14 protein-coding genes are annotated in these 16,157 nt (G+C 66.1%); 4 read left to right on the top strand and 10 right to left on the bottom strand.

The window, feature by feature from the left end; genetic code table 11:
* Positions 1 to 36 precede the first annotated feature (36 nt).
* Positions 37 to 687, bottom strand: a complete 651-nt coding sequence (locus BBSC_RS10170) for a hypothetical protein (RefSeq protein ID WP_231649312.1) — start codon at positions 685 to 687, stop codon at positions 37 to 39.
* 187 nt (positions 688 to 874) lie between these two features.
* Positions 875 to 1,804, bottom strand: coding sequence for an A/G-specific adenine glycosylase (locus tag BBSC_RS10175; protein ID WP_375713297.1), 930 nt, complete (start codon positions 1,802 to 1,804; stop codon positions 875 to 877).
* Between the two features lie 645 nt (positions 1,805 to 2,449).
* On the opposite strand from BBSC_RS10175, the gene BBSC_RS10180 reads away from it, so the two are divergent.
* The 3 genes from BBSC_RS10180 (at position 2,450) to BBSC_RS10190 (ending at position 5,981) form a co-directional block, all read left to right on the top strand.
* The gene (locus tag BBSC_RS10180) at positions 2,450 to 3,433 is read left to right on the top strand and encodes a glycosyltransferase family 2 protein (protein ID WP_033517320.1); all 984 of its coding nucleotides are present in this window, start codon (positions 2,450 to 2,452) and stop codon (positions 3,431 to 3,433) included.
* A 136-nt stretch (positions 3,434 to 3,569) separates the two neighbouring features.
* Positions 3,570 to 5,288, top strand: a complete 1,719-nt coding sequence (locus BBSC_RS10185; RefSeq protein WP_033517322.1) for a glycosyltransferase family 39 protein — start codon at positions 3,570 to 3,572, stop codon at positions 5,286 to 5,288.
* Positions 5,289 to 5,333: 45 nt separating this feature from the next.
* Complete coding sequence (locus tag BBSC_RS10190; RefSeq protein ID WP_144414469.1) at positions 5,334 to 5,981, top strand: tRNA (cytidine(34)-2'-O)-methyltransferase; 648 nt, start codon at positions 5,334 to 5,336, stop codon at positions 5,979 to 5,981.
* Between the two features lie 311 nt (positions 5,982 to 6,292).
* Here the strand turns inward: BBSC_RS10190 and BBSC_RS10195 are convergent, their stop codons facing one another.
* The 7 genes from BBSC_RS10195 to BBSC_RS10225 all read right to left on the bottom strand — a co-directional run bounded on the left by BBSC_RS10195 (position 6,293) and on the right by BBSC_RS10225 (position 13,291).
* Positions 6,293 to 7,657, bottom strand: coding sequence for a PFL family protein (locus BBSC_RS10195; protein WP_033517324.1), 1,365 nt, complete (start codon positions 7,655 to 7,657; stop codon positions 6,293 to 6,295).
* A gap of 19 nt (positions 7,658 to 7,676) precedes the next feature.
* Positions 7,677 to 7,949 carry an ACT domain-containing protein gene (locus BBSC_RS10200; protein ID WP_033517326.1) on the bottom strand — a complete coding sequence of 91 codons (273 nt, stop codon included), beginning with the start codon at positions 7,947 to 7,949 and terminating at the stop codon, positions 7,677 to 7,679.
* A gap of 103 nt (positions 7,950 to 8,052) precedes the next feature.
* Positions 8,053 to 8,997, bottom strand: a complete 945-nt coding sequence (locus tag BBSC_RS10205) for an MFS transporter (protein ID WP_046726230.1) — start codon at positions 8,995 to 8,997, stop codon at positions 8,053 to 8,055.
* 18 nt (positions 8,998 to 9,015) lie between these two features.
* Complete coding sequence (locus BBSC_RS14285) at positions 9,016 to 9,345, bottom strand: MFS transporter (RefSeq protein WP_231649311.1); 330 nt, start codon at positions 9,343 to 9,345, stop codon at positions 9,016 to 9,018.
* Positions 9,346 to 9,828: 483 nt separating this feature from the next.
* On the bottom strand, positions 9,829 to 11,079 hold the full coding sequence (galK, locus tag BBSC_RS10215) for a galactokinase (RefSeq protein WP_033517329.1): 1,251 nt from the start codon (positions 11,077 to 11,079) through the stop codon (positions 9,829 to 9,831).
* 157 nt (positions 11,080 to 11,236) lie between these two features.
* Entirely contained in the window at positions 11,237 to 12,484 is a 1,248-nt protein-coding gene (gene galT / locus BBSC_RS10220) for a galactose-1-phosphate uridylyltransferase (RefSeq protein WP_033517331.1), read from the bottom strand.
* Positions 12,485 to 12,487: 3 nt separating this feature from the next.
* Positions 12,488 to 13,291, bottom strand: coding sequence for a DeoR/GlpR family DNA-binding transcription regulator (locus tag BBSC_RS10225; RefSeq protein WP_033517333.1), 804 nt, complete (start codon positions 13,289 to 13,291; stop codon positions 12,488 to 12,490).
* A 374-nt stretch (positions 13,292 to 13,665) separates the two neighbouring features.
* Here BBSC_RS10225 and BBSC_RS10230 point away from each other — a divergent pair, with 374 nt between their 5' ends.
* On the top strand, positions 13,666 to 14,814 hold the full coding sequence (locus BBSC_RS10230) for a quinone-dependent dihydroorotate dehydrogenase (protein ID WP_033517335.1): 1,149 nt from the start codon (positions 13,666 to 13,668) through the stop codon (positions 14,812 to 14,814).
* A 101-nt stretch (positions 14,815 to 14,915) separates the two neighbouring features.
* Here BBSC_RS10230 and BBSC_RS10235 read toward each other — a convergent pair whose 3' ends face one another.
* Complete coding sequence (locus BBSC_RS10235; protein ID WP_033517337.1) at positions 14,916 to 16,067, bottom strand: NADH:flavin oxidoreductase/NADH oxidase; 1,152 nt, start codon at positions 16,065 to 16,067, stop codon at positions 14,916 to 14,918.
* Positions 16,068 to 16,157 lie beyond the last annotated feature (90 nt).

Below are 16,157 nucleotides of genomic sequence, written 5' to 3' on the forward strand. Positions count from 1 at the left end.
CGCCCGGGCTCCAGCGGCCGGCCGACGCGCCGGCGCTCACTGCACCGAAATCGTCACCGGGTCGCTGGCAACCTTCGGCTGGTCCTTGAGGCTCAGCTTCGCCACATACGTGCCGGCGTTCACCTTCGGCAGCGAGTCGTCCTCGGCGCACGCATCCCCGGTGGCGTCCGCGTTCCACACGATCTGCCGCTTGTCGGCATCGCCCTTGGCCATCAGCAGCAGGCGCGGGTCGGCCGGGCACACGTCAGACCTCCATATCGTCTCGTCGCCGGAGGTGATCGTGAGCACGCGGTTCGCGTCGGAGGCGTCGATCAGGCACCCCTTCTTGCCGCTGCCCGTGTACTTGATGGTCGCGGTGAAGTTCAGCGACCCGCCAACGGCGACGTTCTGCGATTCGGCGGTCAGGGACAGATCGACGTCGTTCGCCGAGCAGTTCTTGATGCCGCTGGTCCTGGTCGGATCGGGCACCGCGGAACGCGATACCGCATAGATGTCGTCATGGCGGGCGGCCGCGCCGATCGCGCCGAAGCCGCGGACCAGACTGTATGCGCAGAACACCACCACAGCCACCACGAGCAGGCACGCGACGCCCACGACGATGCGGCGGCGGCGATAGATGGCGCGCCGTTTCGCGCTGATCCTGCGCTTGCGCTGCTTCATGGCTCCACGGGACTTCGGTGTAGGCATACCTTCGAGTCTAAACCGAAGCGAAACGAAGTGGCGGATAATGTCGTCAAACGTCACATGATCATGACCGGACACCATGCCCGGCGCTCCGACCGCAGCCCGTGACCCGGGCACGGAATCCGAACCCTTCCGCCCGCCCCGGAACTCGAAACGCGACGGAGGCCCGCCCGGCCAACGCCCCGCCGGCTCAGCGGGGAAGGCGGACCGCCCCGTCCGGCAGCATCTCGATCAGGCCGTCGTCGTCAAGCGACGCGACGCATTTGTCCAGCTGAACCCGATCGGCCCACAGCGCCTCCAGCTGCGCGCGCGGCAGCGACGTCTCCCCGTCCGGCAATCCGCGCAGCGCATCGAGCACCAGCCCGCGCACCTGCCGATCCGTGCCGGCGAAGCGCTGGCGGGGGCGGGTCCGCCGCTCCCCCAGCCCGGGCCGGCCGGCGGCTAGGAACGCGCAGCGGTCGCGGACCGGGCATGCGTCGCACAGCGGCGTCTTCGCCGTGCAGACCACGGCGCCGAGTTCCATCACCGACTGGTTCCATGTCACGGAACGCCGCGCGTCGCGGGGCAGCGCGCGGTTCGCCAGATCCCGCTCGGCCGGCGAGGCCGATCCCCCGCGCGACTCGACACCCAGAAACAGGCGGGACAGCACGCGCCGGATATTCGTATCGATCACCGCGATCCGCTCGCCGTAGGCGAAGCTCATCACCGCGGAAGCCGTATAGTCGCCGATGCCGGGGAGCGCGATCAGATCGTCGTATCCGCGGGGCAGATCGTCATGCCACCGGTCGGCCACCACCCGCGCGCATTCCTGCAGGCGCAGCGCCCGGCGCGGATAGCCGAGCCTCCCCCACGCGGTGATCACCTCGGCGGTGGACGCGCCGGCGAGCGCCGCGGCGTCCGGCCACATGCGCATCCAGTCGGTCCAATAGGGCACCACGCGGCTCATCTGCGTCTGCTGGCTCATCACCTCGGATACCAGCACGCCCCATGGCGTCGCCCGGCCGAACCGCCACGGCAGATCGCGCGCGTTCGCCTCCCACCATGCGCCGAGCCGGGCATGCGCCCATTCGGCGTCGGTCACGCCGCCGTTCGCCGTATCGTCGTTGTTCACCGCATTCACGCTCCTCACCATAACGGACACTCCCGCCACAGACCCCACAGCCTCCTGCCCATTACCTTGTTTGGTAGGCCCCGATGGTCGGGGTCGCCGGTTTTGGTATGACTTTCCCGCCCTGTCGTTGATGATCCGGGGGTGTCGTCGCCGGGAACGGGGACGTTCGATGACCGTAGGAACCAAGCCGGCCGCATGGACGCGTTGGGGCGCGTGGCGCAGGTCTCCCCGTAATGTGAATGCGGCGCGGGCGTCCGGGTCCATTCCACGGATCCACGGCGGCCGACGGAAGCGGCCCATGACGGGAGGAACGATGATGGCCCCCCAGCCGCGCTGCGACCGCCGTCGCCGAGGGCTTCCATTGTGCCGGCAATCCGGTGCATCCGAAGCCACGGAACGCCGAGTTGCCGAATCACCGGCGGAAACCTATAGTGGGTTATATGGTTAGTTATATAAGTAATTAACCATATAACCCATACCGCTCCTTATCGCCATGTCGATCCCGAAGGCCAAAGACCAGGGACCAGTCAGGGCACGATCAGGGGCGATACCGGCCAGTCCGCAACGCCTGCGGGCACATACTGAAGGCGACGGAGAGCGATGTGGGGGCGCCGGCGAAGCGAGACAATGACGATCCATCGAAGGGGGAAGCCAATGAACGCCGCCATAGACACGCTTTCCATCGTGGTGCCGTGCCACAACGAGGAGAGCTGCCTACCACTGCTGCTGAAGGCGCTCGCGGGCATCACGGGCGATCTCCGTTCCGCCGGCTCGGGCACCGACATGGAACTGATACTGGTCGACGATGGCTCGCGGGACCATACCGCGCGGCTGTGCCGGCAGGCCGCCGAGGACGGATCATGGCCGTTTGCCGTCCGCTGGCTGTCCCTGTCGCGCAATTTCGGCAAGGAGGGCGCGCTCCTCGCCGGGCTCGACACCGCCACCGGCGATGCGGTGGCGGTGATGGACGCCGACCTGCAGGACCCGCCATCGCTGCTGCCCCGCATGCTCGCCATGCTGGCCAGCGACCCCGATCTTGATTGCGTGGCGACGCGGCGCATCACGCGAAAGGGGGAGCCACCGGTCCGGTCGCTGTTTTCCCGCCTGTTCTATCGCCTGCTGAACGCGATGTCGCCCGTGGCCGTGCCGGACGGCGCCCGCGATTTTCGGATGATGCGACGAGCCATGGTCGACGCGATCACCGGGATGCCCGAACGCAACCGGTTTTCCAAAGGACTCTATGCGTGGGTCGGCTTCCATACCGCATGGATCGAGTACCCGAATGCACGCCGTGCCGCGGGGCGCACCACATGGAACTTCCTCAAACTGGCCCGCTACGCGATCGACGGTCTGATCTCCTGTTCCACCGTACCGCTGACCATCGCGTCCTATATCGGGCTGCTGCTATGCGGCGTTGCCCTAGGCGCGACCGGATTCATCGCCGTCCGCGCCGCGCTGTTCGGCGACCCGGTGGCCGGCTGGCCCTCGATCGCATGCCTGGTCACCTTCATCGGCGGGCTGCAGTTGCTCTGTCTGGGCGTGATCGGCCAATATCTGGCGAAAACCTATCTTGAGACCAAGCGCAGGCCGAACTACATCGTCCGGGCCGGCGGCACCGGCGCATCGCCCGATGCATAGCGCCACTCCATGCGACGGACCGGCATGTCGCATCGCGCCCAACGCCCCGTCGCAACGCGCCCGACGACCCGTCGCAACGCCCCGCCACATCGGCACGGCGCACCGACTCATCTCATCGACACGGCAAGGAGGCCGTATGACGCACCGCAACCGCACCGGCGCACATCGCCGCACGCCCGTCTTTTCGCTCGCAGTGGCGCTATGCGCCATCGCGGCCGCATCGACCAGTTTTCTGATGGGACGCAACCAGTCCCTGTGGTTCGACGAGCAGTATTCCCTGCTGCTGGCGGGCAAGCCGATCCGCAGCCTGATCGCCCTGACCGCCGTCGACGCACATCCGCCGCTGTACTATCTGATGCTCAAGGCCTGGATGCCGCTGACCGGCGGCGACGTCGCCGCGCTCAGACTCCTGAATTGCCTGTTGCTCGGCGCTGCGGTCATGGTCATGCTGATCCTGCTGCGCGATCTGTTCGGCACCCGCACCGCCTCCCTATGCATGCCGTTCCTGCTGTGCGGCGGCTTCATGCTGCGCTATGGATACGAACTGCGCATGTACTCGCTGGCGATGCTGGTCGCGGTGTTCGGCACCTATGCGATCCTACGCGCCACCGCCACGATCGGCGGCGACGCCCCGTCGTCCGGCACGGCACGAGACGCCGTTCGGAGCCGCGCCGACCGCCGGCCGCGCATCGCATGGTGGACGGCATATGCGTGCACCGTCGCGCTGGGCATGTACACGCTCTATCTGACCGCATTCGTCTGGCTGGCGCACGCCATATGGCTGGCATGGCGCTCGTGGCGTCGTCTCACGGTCTATATCGCATCGCTGGCCCTCTATCTGCCGTGGATGCCGGTATTGCTCGGTCAGATGCGGCATTCCGTGCTCCCGCCGATACGCCGCGCGATGAACATGTCCGGCGTGGCGAGCGCCCTCGATACGGTGATGCTCGGCATGACCGAGCGGGAACTGCCGTCGTCGGTCTCGCTGCTGGTGCTGGCGACCCTGCTGAGCATATTCGCCATGGCCGTCATCGCTTTGAACGCGCCGCAGGAGGGGATGCCGGACCAGCCGGATCAATCAGACCGGAGGCCCCCGGCGGCCGGTCGAAACTCCTTGCCCCACCCGATCCAGTTGAATCGTGCCGCTTTCGTGCTGATCATCATGCTGGCCGCCGTACCGCCGGTCATCATGATCGTCTGGTCGGCGGCCAAGGAGCTGTCCACCGGCGGATACGGCCTGTTCTCCATACGGTATCTGAGCGTGGCCATGCCGTTCGGATATTCCGCAATGGCCCTGTCCTGCATATTCGCCGCGGCGCGGCGGCCCTGCCTCGCCCGCCTCGCCTATGCGGCCGTCCTGGTCGCGCTGCTCGCCGGAACCGTCACCTTCGCGATCCGCGGCAACCATAGCTTCGATCGTTCCGATACGCCCGGATCGGCGGCGCTGAGCCGATCCGTCAGCTGTTCCGCGAGCCGGCCGGTGATCGCGCAGGACGAGTACACCTACATCGACGCGTACTGGTATTACCGGGACTGTCCGGCCTACTATTTCCTCGACGCCGATGACGTGCCGGCACGGGGCGGGTACGCGCCGCTGCGCCACACCGCCGCGCAGCTGAAGAGCCTCGACCCGCTCGCCGCCGACCGGTTCACGCTGCTGAGCTGGTCCACGCGGCGCGACTACGACGCGCTGCTGCATGCGACCGGATGGGCGCGCGGCGGGGTGACCCGCCGCGGCGCCAACGCCGCCGTCGAGTACCGACGCCGGCCTTCCTCGCCGCCCGCGTCGCCGCAGCGGCAAGCGGGGCCCGACCGGGGTCCGTCACGGGAACGCGTCGGGTATGGTTTGCCCTAAGCTCAGTTGGGCAACTGCACACCCATGACGATTGACGGCAAGGCGATGAACGAAGCGAAAGTTCCCGGAAACCCCGAAGAAAAAGTCGAGAAGATGTTCGAGTACGGATACCGCAAGTCGAATTACGGCCCGGACGAGCTGGTGACCGACGCGCACGGCAATCCGATCTCCGTGGTCGATGCGATGCTCTCCGCCGAGAAAGCCGCCGCCACCGAGACGGTGACGCCGCATCTGTGCTATTACTCCCCCCGCATCCCCGGCAACACCGGGTCGGCGATCCGCCTGTGCGCGGTGACCGGCACGATCCTCCATCTGGTGGAGCCGCTCGGTTTCAACCTGCGCGACACCAAGCTCCGCCGTGCCGGCCTGGACTACCACGACATGGCCCATGTGGTGCTGCACCCGAATTTCGACAATCTGGTGGAATCGATGCCGAACTCGCGCATCATCGCGTTCACGGCGCACGCCACCAAGCTGTACACCGAAGTCGAGTACAAGCCGACCGATATTCTGCTCTTCGGCCCGGAACCGGGCGACATTCCCGATCCCATGGATATCATGGCAGGCCCGCACGTCGCCGAACAGGTCCGCCTGCCCATGCGCCCGAGCCTGCGCTCCCTCAACCTCACCAACTGCGCCTCCATCGCGATCTATGAGGCGTGGCGCCAGCTCGACTTCCAAGGCGGCCGCTGATTCGGCTGCCGGCGGCCGAACCCGGAACGGAGCACTCCCCCTCATGGATCATGGCCAGCCCATATGACGACGGAAACAACGAAATCGGGATATGTGCCATTTCTTAGGCAGATTATTCACTTCTTAGGCGGGTACCCGCCGATACGCGGTGTTGAAGTCGCACCGTTTCAACACCGCCCATCGGGGTGCGCATGCCTACGAAGTGAATAATCTGCCTAAGAAGTACGCATAAACACATAAACACAGGTTTGAGGGGCTGGAGCCGACGATAGGTCGGCTCCAGCCCCTCAAACACCCGGGAAACGGACCCATCAGTTCTTGAACGAGTGGATCGGCGCGGGGATGCGGCCGCCGCGCGTCACGAACGCCTCACAGCTGGTCTGGTTGACCGGCATGATCGGCGCGTAGCCCATCAAGCCGCCGAAGTTCGCCATCTCGCCGACGCCCTTGCCCGCCACCGGGATCACGCGCACGGCGGTGGTCTTCTGGTTGACCATGCCGATGGCCGCCTCGTCGGCGATGATGCCGGAAATCGTGGCGGCGCTGGTGTCGCCGGGGATCGCGATCATGTCGAGGCCGACCGAGCACACGCAGGTCATCGCCTCGAGCTTCTCGATCGTCAGGCAGCCGGATGCGGCCGCGTCGATCATGTTCTTGTCCTCGGACACCGGGATGAACGCGCCGGACAGGCCGCCGACATACGAGGACGCCATGATGCCGCCCTTCTTCACCTGATCGTTGAGCATGGCCAGAGCGGCCGTGGTGCCGGGGGCGCCGACCTGCTCCAGGCCGATCTTCTCAAGCACCTCGCCGACCGAATCGCCGACGGCCGGGGTCGGGGCCAGCGACAGGTCGATGATGCCGAACGGCACGCCGAGGCGGCGCGAGGCCTCCTGCGCGACGAGCTGTCCGACGCGCGTGATCTTGAACGCGGTGCGCTTGATCGTCTCGCACAGGAATTCGAAATCCTTGCCCTTGGCCGCATCGAGCGCGCGGGAGACCACGCCCGGGCCGGACACGCCGACGTTGATGACGGCGTCGCCCTCGGTCACGCCGTGGAAGCCGCCGGCCATGAACGGGTTGTCGTCGGGCACGTTGCAGAACGCGACGAACTTGACGCAGCCGTAGGAATCGTTGTCGGCGGTGCGCTCGGCGATGTCCTTGACGATATGGCCGAGCAGCTCGACCGCGTCCATGTCGATGCCGGTCTTGGTCGACCCGACGTTCACCGACGAGCAGACGATGTCGGTCTCGCTCAACGCCTGCGGCAGGGAGCGGATGAGCAGTTCCTCGGCCGGGGTCATCGACTTGGAGACGAGCGCCGAGTAGCCGCCGATGAGGTCGACACCGACCTCCTTGGCCGCCTTGTCGAGCGCGTGGGCGATCTTGACGAAATCCTCGCTCGTCTTGCAGGAGCTGGCGCCGACCAGCGAGATCGGGGTGACGGTGATGCGCTTGTTGACGATCGGGATGCCGTAGTCGCGTTCGATGGCCTGGCCGGTCGACACGAGGTCCTTGGCATACGTGGTGATCTTGCGGTAGATGTTGTCGCAGGTCTCGTCCACGGACGCGCTCGCGCAGTCGAGCAGCGAGATGCCCATGGTGATGGTGCGCACGTCGAGCTTCTCCTGCTCGATCATCTGGTTGGTCTCGTGGACCTCCATGATATTCAGCACGGTGTGTTCCTTTCGAGACTCAGATGCGGTGCATCTTGGTGAAGATCTCTTCGCGCTGGCAGCGGATGCGCACGCCGATGTCGTCGCCGAGATCCTCGAGGTTGCCGACCATCGCGCCGAAGTCCTTGTCCGCGTTGGCGTAGTCGACGATCATCATCATGTTGAAATAGCCGTCGATGATGGTCTGCGAGATGTCGAGCACGTTGACGTTGCGCTGGGACAGGTAGGTGCAGACGCGCGCGATGATGCCGACGGTGTCCTGTCCGACGACGGTGATGATTGCCTTGTTCATGACTCTCCCTGATCGAATGCGAAAAAGCGGGTGACTCCCCAAGTATAGGGGAGTCACCCGCCATTGACCGATGCCAGCCGATCGCCGGTGCGCCGCCCGGCCGTCACCGGGCGTGGCCAGGGCTCATGCGCCCCGGCCGCCATGAACCGGAGGACTGCGCCGACTGCTGGATGAACGGGATGCCGACCATGACGATGACGTGCGCGGCCAGGAACAGCGCGACGGCCAAGCCGACGCCGATGGCGAAGAACAGCGCGCCGCCGATGGCGGTCATCGCCACGCCGATCCACACGAGCGTTCTGGCGCCGTGGCGGTCGAACAGGCGGCCGGCCATCAGCGTGCACACCGCGTTGACGACGCCGCCCGGCAGCATGAGCATGCCGGCGAGCGTGGAGCTCATGCCCAGCCCGCGCTGCAGTTCCTGCGGCACCAGATACATGAACGCCAGGGTGCAGGCGAACGAGCAGCTCACCATGAGGGCCGGCGTGCGGAACGCCGCGATGCCCAGGGCACGCAGGTCGAGCAGCGGATCGGCGATGTGCAGCTGGCGATAGGCGTAGAACGCGAGCACCGCCACGCCGACCACGAGCAGGCCGATCACCGCCGGGGAGGAGCCCATGTCGCTGATCAGGCTCACGCCGGCCACCAGGCAGCCGAAGCCGAGGGCGGAGGCGACGATGGACGGGACGTCGACCGCCGGGCGCGTGCGCTCGATCGGGGTGACGAAGAACGCGGCCGTGCAAGCCAGGGCGATGACGGAGACGACGGCGAACAGCGCGAAGATCGCGCGCCAGCTCAGCGCGCCGATCAGCGCGCCGGCAAGGGTCGGGCCGATGACCGGAGCGAACATGACCACCAGTCCGGCCACGCCGTTGGCGGCGCCGATGCTGCGGGGCGGAAAGACGCGCATGATCGCCGCGTACATGGTCGGCAGCACGATGCCGGTGCTGACGCCCTGCACGATGCGCCCGGCGAGCAGCACGGGGAAACTCGCGGCCGCGGTGCACACCACGGCGCCGACGAGGAAGCAGGCCAACGCGAACAGCACAAGGGTTTTGGCCTTGACCTACTTAAGCAGGAAGCCGGCGCACGGCAGCACGACGCCGATGGCCAGCATATAGCCGACGACCATCCACTGGGCGGTGCCGGAGGAGACGGAGAACTCGTCCATCAGGTCGGGCAGGGCGATGTTCATGGACGTTTCGGACAGCATGCCGAGGAACGCGCCGGCGTACAGGCCGAGCATCACCCGGTGCGGGTGCGCGAAGCGCCGGGCCGCGTCATCGTTGCGGGGGTCGGGGGAATTATGGGGGGGGGTGCGGGGATTACGGGAATCGTAGATGCCGGATTCGCCGGCGGGCATGGTGTTTTCGGGGGTTGTCTGGATATCGGACAACGGGACCTCTCTTGGATCGCCTTTGCAGATTGCCGTCGCGCGAAAAATGTCGTTACGCCCCTAACGTCCGGGCCTACGGCGGCAACAAAAAACGCATGGCACTCACCAGATGATTCCGGCGAATGCCATGCGATTTTCAAAACAATCCGTTACCGTAATACGATTCGGGATTCTTCGTAAGTCGGTCCCGCGTGTCGTGGGACAAGTCAGGGCTCCCGCTGGCGGGAGCTGTCAGCGAAGCTGACTGAGGGGAGCCGCATCGTGTGCGTACTCCCCTCAGTCGCCTATGGCGACAGCTCCCCTCAGAGAGGGGAGCCACGATGAAGCGGATCAGGCCTCGCGGCTGGCGCTCGGCGCCGCAACCGCAATCCCGCAATTACGGACGGCCTGCGGCCGACTCAGCATTGCCTCGGGTTCGCCTATCGGATCACCCTCGGCTGCAGTTGCCGGACAGCCCACAGGGCTGTCCTCGGCGAAATCCGTTCACGCTTCGCGCGAAGCGGATTTCGCCGCAACCGCAGCAAGCGCACGCGGCGCGTGGAAGCCTTGCTTGTCGAACTCGTCGGCGATCTTCTGGGCGACTTCCTGGCTGTGGCCCTTGTCGACGAGGGCGATGATGGAACCGCCGAAGCCGCCGCCGGTCATGCGCGCACCGTAGGCGCCGTTCTTGCGGGCCACGTCCACGGCGATGTCGAGCTCGGGTACGGTGACCTCGTAATCCGCGGCGAGCGAATCGTGGGAGGCGTTGAACAGACGGCCGGCAGCCTCGATGTCGCCCTTGGCGAAGGCGCGTACGAAGGAGCGCACGCGCTCGATCTCGGTGACGACGTGGCGCACGCGCTTCTTCATGGTCTCGTCGGGCAGCGCGTCGAGCGTCTCCTTCAGGGCCTGGAACTGGTCGTCGGCCTTGGAGATGCCGTCGGCGGTGACGCGCAGGTTCGCCACGCCGAGGATCTTCGCGGCCTCCTCGCAGGTGGCGCGGCGCTGGGCGTACTGGCCGTCGTTGAGCTGGTGGGGGGCCTGGGTGTCGACCACGAGCAGCTCGAGGTTGTACTTGTCGAGGTCGAACTCCTGCTGGGAGACGTTCTCGAGCGGGGTGAGCTCGGGACGGCAGTCGAGCAGCAGCGCGTGGCCTTCGGTGCAGCGCATCGAGGCGTTCTGGTCGAGGCCGCCGGTGGAGGCGCCGGCCATCTCGTTCTCGGACTTGATGGCGGCGTTGATCAGGGTCACGCGGCCGGCGTCGGAATCGCCGTAGCCGAGGCCGTACACGTCGTCCAAGGCCAACGCGGTCGAGCAGGTCATGGCGGCGGAGGAGCTCAGGCCGGAGCCGAGCGGCACGCAGGAGACGAACGCGGCGTCGAAGCCCTTGACCTTGCTGAAGCCGGCCTCGCGCAGCGCCCAGGCCACGCCGGTCGGGTAGGCGGACCAGCCGTCCACGCCGCGGGCCTTGAGACCGTCGAGATCGGCCTCGGCGACCTTGTCGGGGGCCACGTCGGAGACGACGCGAACCTTGGTGTCCTCGCGCGGCTTCAGCGCGATGAAGGTGCGGTGCGGCAGCGCGATCGGCAGGCACAGGCCCGCGTTGTAGTCGGTGTGCTCGCCGATCAGGTTCACGCGGCCCGGAGCGGCCCACACGCCTTCGGGCGCGGTCTCATAAGTATCGACGAACAGCTTGGTGGCTTGCGAGACGCCTTCCTCATGGGTCAGCGGCTCAATGAATTCAACAGCAGTCATTGATGTTTTTCTTTCTGTGAAGTAGTTTCTTGGCTCCCCTCCTTGAGGGGAGCCGGCTGCGAAGCGGACCGAGGGGAGCATTGGAGCGTACCGTCATACTCCCCTCAGTCGCCTATGGCGACGGCTCCCCTCACAGAGGGGAGCCACCATAATGCGATCAGTCGGCGATGTCGACCGCGCCCAGCTCGTGGAAGCGCTTGGCGATGAGCTCCGGCGTGGTGTCGGAGATCCAGGCGGCCATGCCGGACTCGGAGCCGGCGAGGTACTTGATCTTGTTGGCGGCGCGGCGGAAGGAGAAGAACTGCAGGTTCAGGCGGTAGTTCTCGCGGCGGACGTCGTGGATCGGGGCCTGGTGCCAGGCGGCGATGTACGGCAGGTCCATGCCCTTGCCGTCGCCCTTGTCGAAGAAGGCGTTGCCGCGCTTGAGCAGGTGGGAGTACATGGAGGCGAGGTCCCAGCGCTCGTCGTCGTTGAGCTGGTCGAGGGTGAGCACGTCGCGCACCGGGGCGACGTGGACCTCGAGGGGCCAACGGGCGGCGGCCGGCACGTAGGCGACCCAGCTGTGGTTGCGCATCACGACGCGCTCCTCGGCCTCCAGCTCGACGTTCATGAGGTCCTTGAGCAGGTTGCCGCCGGTCTTCTCGTGGTAGGCCTCGGTGTGCTGCAGCTCCTTCTCCATCTTCGGGGCGATGAACGGGTAGCAGTAGACCTGGCCGTGCGGGTGGGCCAGCGAGACGCCGATTTCCTGGCCATGGTTCTCGAACGGGAAGATCTGCTCGATGCCCTCCATCTTGGAGATCTCGGCGGTGCGGAAGGCCCAGGCCTCGACGACCGTGCGCAGACGGGACACCGGCAGATCGGCCGGCAGGCCGTCCTCGTTCGGGTCGAAGCAGATGACCTCGCAGCGGCCCGCGGCGAGCTTCTTCTCCCACAGCGGGTTGCCGTCGACGTAGCTCACGTCCTCGGAGACGCCGGGCACGCGCACCATCGACGGGAAGCGGTTCTCGAACACGACGACGTTGTAGTCGGTGTCCGGCACCTCGCCGTCCTGGTACGGGTCGCCGGGCTTGCGGGCGGCCAACGGGTTGCCCTTGGCGGTGGCGCCGGGGCCGGCGGTGATCGGGCGGTTCATGCGCGCGGTCGCCATAGGGATCCAGTCGCCGGTCAGCGGGTCGCGGCGCATCTGCGGGGCGGCGTACGGCACCTCGTTGCCGTCGGCGTCGAGATGCGGCGCGAAGCGGTAGTCCAGCGGGCGCGGGTCCTTGAGCTCGCGGGTCTTGGCGCCGGAAACGTACTCCGGATCGTCGTCGAGGTAGAAGAAATCACGGCCGTCGGCCAACGTGGTCGGCGTGATCCGAATGTGCTTCTTCGCGTATTCTCCAGGCGTGTAGCTGGTGAATGTCATATTCTACTCACTTTCTTCTTCCCGCTCATGCTGATGGGCCAGCACGAGCTCTTTGACCAAATCCTTGGTTTTGGCGGCGGAATCGGAATCGAGCCCGTCGTCGGTGATCACCGTGTCCACCTGATCGAAGCGCGCGAACAGCGACAGCGACGTGCAGCTCCATTTGGTGTGATCGGTGAGGATAATCGTCCGATCGGCGATGTCCATCATCGCCATATCGGTTGCGGCCTCCAGCGAGTTGGGCATGAGGAAGCCGCGCGGCACGGACACGGAGTGGGTGCCGAGGAATACGGTGTTGACGCGCAGCGACGCGACAACCTTGTCGGCGATGGGCCCGACGAGGGAATTCGACCGGGTGATCACGCCGCCGGTGACGATCACCTCCACGTCCTTCGATTCGAGGGCCTGCACAAGCTCGGCCACGGGGATCGAATTGGTCAGGATGGTGATGCCGCTGGACTGTTGGGATTCGAGCAGGTGCTGCGCGAACACGTAGGCGGTCGTGCCGCCGCCGATGGCGATCACGTCGCCCGGGGCCACGTATTTGACGGCTTCCTGCGCGATGGCGTCCTTGAGTCCGATGTCCATCTGCGACTTTACGGAGAACAACGGCTCGGACAGGAGGGTGCTGGTGGTAACCGCGCCGCCATGGACGCGCTTGAGCAGCCCCTTGTCGGACAATTCGGCGATATCGCGGCGAATGGTCATCGCGGAAACGCCGAGTTCCTTGGACAGCGCGGTGATGCGCACCGCACCGCGGGTACGCAACCTGCTCAGTATCAGATGCTGACGTTGTGAGGATATCATTCGAACATTATCGCACACATATGCGCATAAAACAAACTGATATGAGCGTTTCCTGAGGAAACAAGCAAGCAATCACACATAATTCTGTGAAAAGCGCACAAAATCTCACTTTTACAAGATACCAAGCATCACGCACTGCACACGAATCGCGAGTTGTCGGTGCATGCCCCGGTATAGCAACCGGTTGCCCAGCGTCGAATACCGCGTTTGGAACGTTACAAACAGGGATCTTCCGACACCCGCGCACCGACAACTCGCGATCGGCGCGCAGCGGGCGCCCCGCGCCCCGCATCCCGCGCCCCATACGCCGGCATTCCCGCGCACCGGCATTCCTCACACTGGCATTCCTCCCGCGAAGGTGACACAATAAGGGCATGACCTACGTTTCTGACAGCTTCTGGCACGACGCCGTGAACAAAGCCACCACCGACCTGTTCTCCTTCGGGTACAAGCACATCATCAAGCCTCATTTCGTGTTCAACCACACGCCCGACGTGGCGCACGACCAGATGATCGACTTCTGCCGCGTCACCAAGAACATCCCCCCGCTCATGTGGCTGCTGCGCGAGATGCTCGACTACACCGATCCGGTGCTGGAGACCGACGTGATGGGCGTGCACTTCGCCAACCCCTTCGGCCTGTCCGCCGGATTGGACAAGAACTGCGACATGCCCGTGCTCATGGACAACGTCGGATTCGGCTTCGAGACGGTCGGGTCGACCACCGCGCGCCCCTGCGCCGGCAACCCGAAGCCGTGGTTCCACCGTCTGCCCGAATACGATTCGATGATGGTGCACGTCGGCCTGGCCAACGACGGCTCCGACAAGGTCATCGAACGCGCCGAACACGCCTGGACGAAGGCCAGAACCCTGCAGGTGTCCGTGTCGATCGCGCGCACCAACGACGGCAACACCGGCGACCTCGCCGAGGGCATCGAGGACTACTGCACGTCGATGCGCCGCGCGGCCGGGCGCTCCGCCATGGTTGAGGTGAACATCTCCTGCCCGAACACGATGGCCGGCGAGCCGTTCAACGAAAGCCCCGAGGCGCTTGACCGGCTGTTCACCGAACTGGACAAGATCGACCGCCCGCAGCCGACGCTGGTCAAGATGCCGCTCAACAAGAGCTGGGGCGAGTTCAAGGCGCTGCTCGACGTGCTCGCGGAGCACAACGTGCAGGCACTGAGCATCGCGAACCTGCAGAAGGACCGCACCGGGCTGGAGATTCCGCGCGACTGGGAGGGCGGCCTGTCCGGAGGCCCGACCTACCGCGCCAGCAACGCGATGATCCGCCAAGTGTACCGCGAGTACGGCGAACGGTTCGCCATCGCCGGCATCGGCGGCGTATTCACGCCGAAGCAGGCGTACGAGAAGATCCGCAGCGGCTCGAGCCTGGTCATGTTCATCTCCGCGCTGATGTACCGCGGACCACAGCAGATCACCGTGCTCAAGCGCGGACTGGCCGAACTGCTCAAGCGCGACGGCTTCGAGCACGTGGCCGACGCGGTCGGTGTGGACGCCTGACCTACGATTATGGCTCCCCTCAAAGAGGGGAGCCATAATTATTCGTCAGCGACTTATGCAATGACGCAGGATACCGACGATACCGGCGCGCCGCATTCGCATCAGTAGGCGCCGCGCACGTACTGCGGCTGGTACGGGGCCTCGGCGACCGGCACGCCCAGCTTGCTGGCGGCGCGCAGCGGCCAGTACGGGTCACGCAGCGAGGCGCGGCCGATCTCGACCGCGTCGGCCTCGCCCTTGGCCACGATCTTGGCCGCCTGCTTCGGCTTGGTGATCAGGCCGACCGCCGTGGTCGGCATATCCGCGGCGAGGCGCACCTGCGTGGCGAACGGCACCTGGTAGTTGGGCTGCACGGGAACGGTCACGTTCGGCACCATGCCGCCGGTGGACACGTCCATCAGATCGACGCCATGCTCCTTGAGCACCTTCGACACCTCGATCGTCTGATCGAGGTCCCATCCGCCGGCCGCCCAATCGGTCGCGGAAATGCGCGTCAGCAGCGGCATGTCCTCGGGGATCACCGAACGCACCGCGTCGGCGATCTCGACCAGCAGGCGCATGCGGCCGGCCAAGTCGCCGCCGTACTCGTCGGTGCGCTCGTTGCTGAGCGGATCGAGGAACTGCGAGATCAGGTATCCGTGGGCGGCGTGCAGCTCGATGGCCTGGAAGCCGGCGGCCACGGCGCGGCCGGCGGCATCGCGGAACTGGTTCACGATGCCGTGGATCTCCTCGACGCTCAGCTCGCGCGGCATCGCATAATGGCCGTACGCGATGGGGCTCGGCGCCACGGTCTGCCATCCGCCCTCCTCGACGGGCACGCTCTGGTCGGCGTATCCGACGCCGAAGCACCCGGTCGAGCCCTTGCGCCCGGAGTGGTTGAGCTGCACGGCGGCGACCGCGCCGGCGGCCTTCACGCCGTCCACGATCCAACGCCACGCCTCGACCTGGTCGTCGTTCCACAGGCCGACGTCGCACGGCGAAATGCGCCCTTCCGGCGAGACGGCGGTCGCCTCGGCGATGATCATGCCGAAGCCGCCCATCGCGCGGGACACGTAGTGCTGGTAGTGGAACGTCGTGGGCTTGCCGTCGCGGGCCGTCGCCGAATAGGTGTCCATCGGCGGCATCCAGATGCGGTTGCGCACGGTGAGGCCGCGCAGCGTCATCGGCGTGAACAGCGTGGCCTGGGGCTCCTTGTTCTTCTTGCCCTTCTTGGCCTTCTTGCCGCCATCGGTCTTATTCGTCGTATCGCTCATACGACCCCTCCGTTCATGTCTTCCGTTGCTGCGGAGCGTCCGGCCCGGCGGCGACCCGCCGCCCTGCGCCCGGTGCGTTCCGCGCGATCC

Source organism: Bifidobacterium scardovii JCM 12489 = DSM 13734 (assembly GCF_001042635.1).
Lineage (GTDB): Bacteria > Actinomycetota > Actinomycetes > Actinomycetales > Bifidobacteriaceae > Bifidobacterium > Bifidobacterium scardovii.

Excerpts from the sequence above, each read along its gene's own strand:
- BBSC_RS10225 (WP_033517333.1), bottom strand. The coding sequence starts at position 13,291 with ATGATATCCTCACAACGTCAGCATCTGATACTGAGCAGGTTGCGTACC.
- BBSC_RS10235 (WP_033517337.1), bottom strand. The coding sequence starts at position 16,067 with ATGAGCGATACGACGAATAAGACCGATGGCGGCAAGAAGGCCAAGAAG.
- BBSC_RS10180 (WP_033517320.1), top strand. The coding sequence starts at position 2,450 with ATGAACGCCGCCATAGACACGCTTTCCATCGTGGTGCCGTGCCACAAC.
- BBSC_RS10190 (WP_144414469.1), top strand. The coding sequence starts at position 5,334 with ATGAACGAAGCGAAAGTTCCCGGAAACCCCGAAGAAAAAGTCGAGAAG.
- BBSC_RS10185 (WP_033517322.1), top strand. The coding sequence starts at position 3,570 with ATGACGCACCGCAACCGCACCGGCGCACATCGCCGCACGCCCGTCTTT.
- BBSC_RS10170 (WP_231649312.1), bottom strand. The coding sequence starts at position 687 with ATGCCTACACCGAAGTCCCGTGGAGCCATGAAGCAGCGCAAGCGCAGG.
- BBSC_RS10200 (WP_033517326.1), bottom strand. The coding sequence starts at position 7,949 with ATGAACAAGGCAATCATCACCGTCGTCGGACAGGACACCGTCGGCATC.
- galK (WP_033517329.1), bottom strand. The coding sequence starts at position 11,079 with ATGACTGCTGTTGAATTCATTGAGCCGCTGACCCATGAGGAAGGCGTC.
- galT (WP_033517331.1), bottom strand. The coding sequence starts at position 12,484 with ATGACATTCACCAGCTACACGCCTGGAGAATACGCGAAGAAGCACATT.
- BBSC_RS10230 (WP_033517335.1), top strand. The coding sequence starts at position 13,666 with ATGACCTACGTTTCTGACAGCTTCTGGCACGACGCCGTGAACAAAGCC.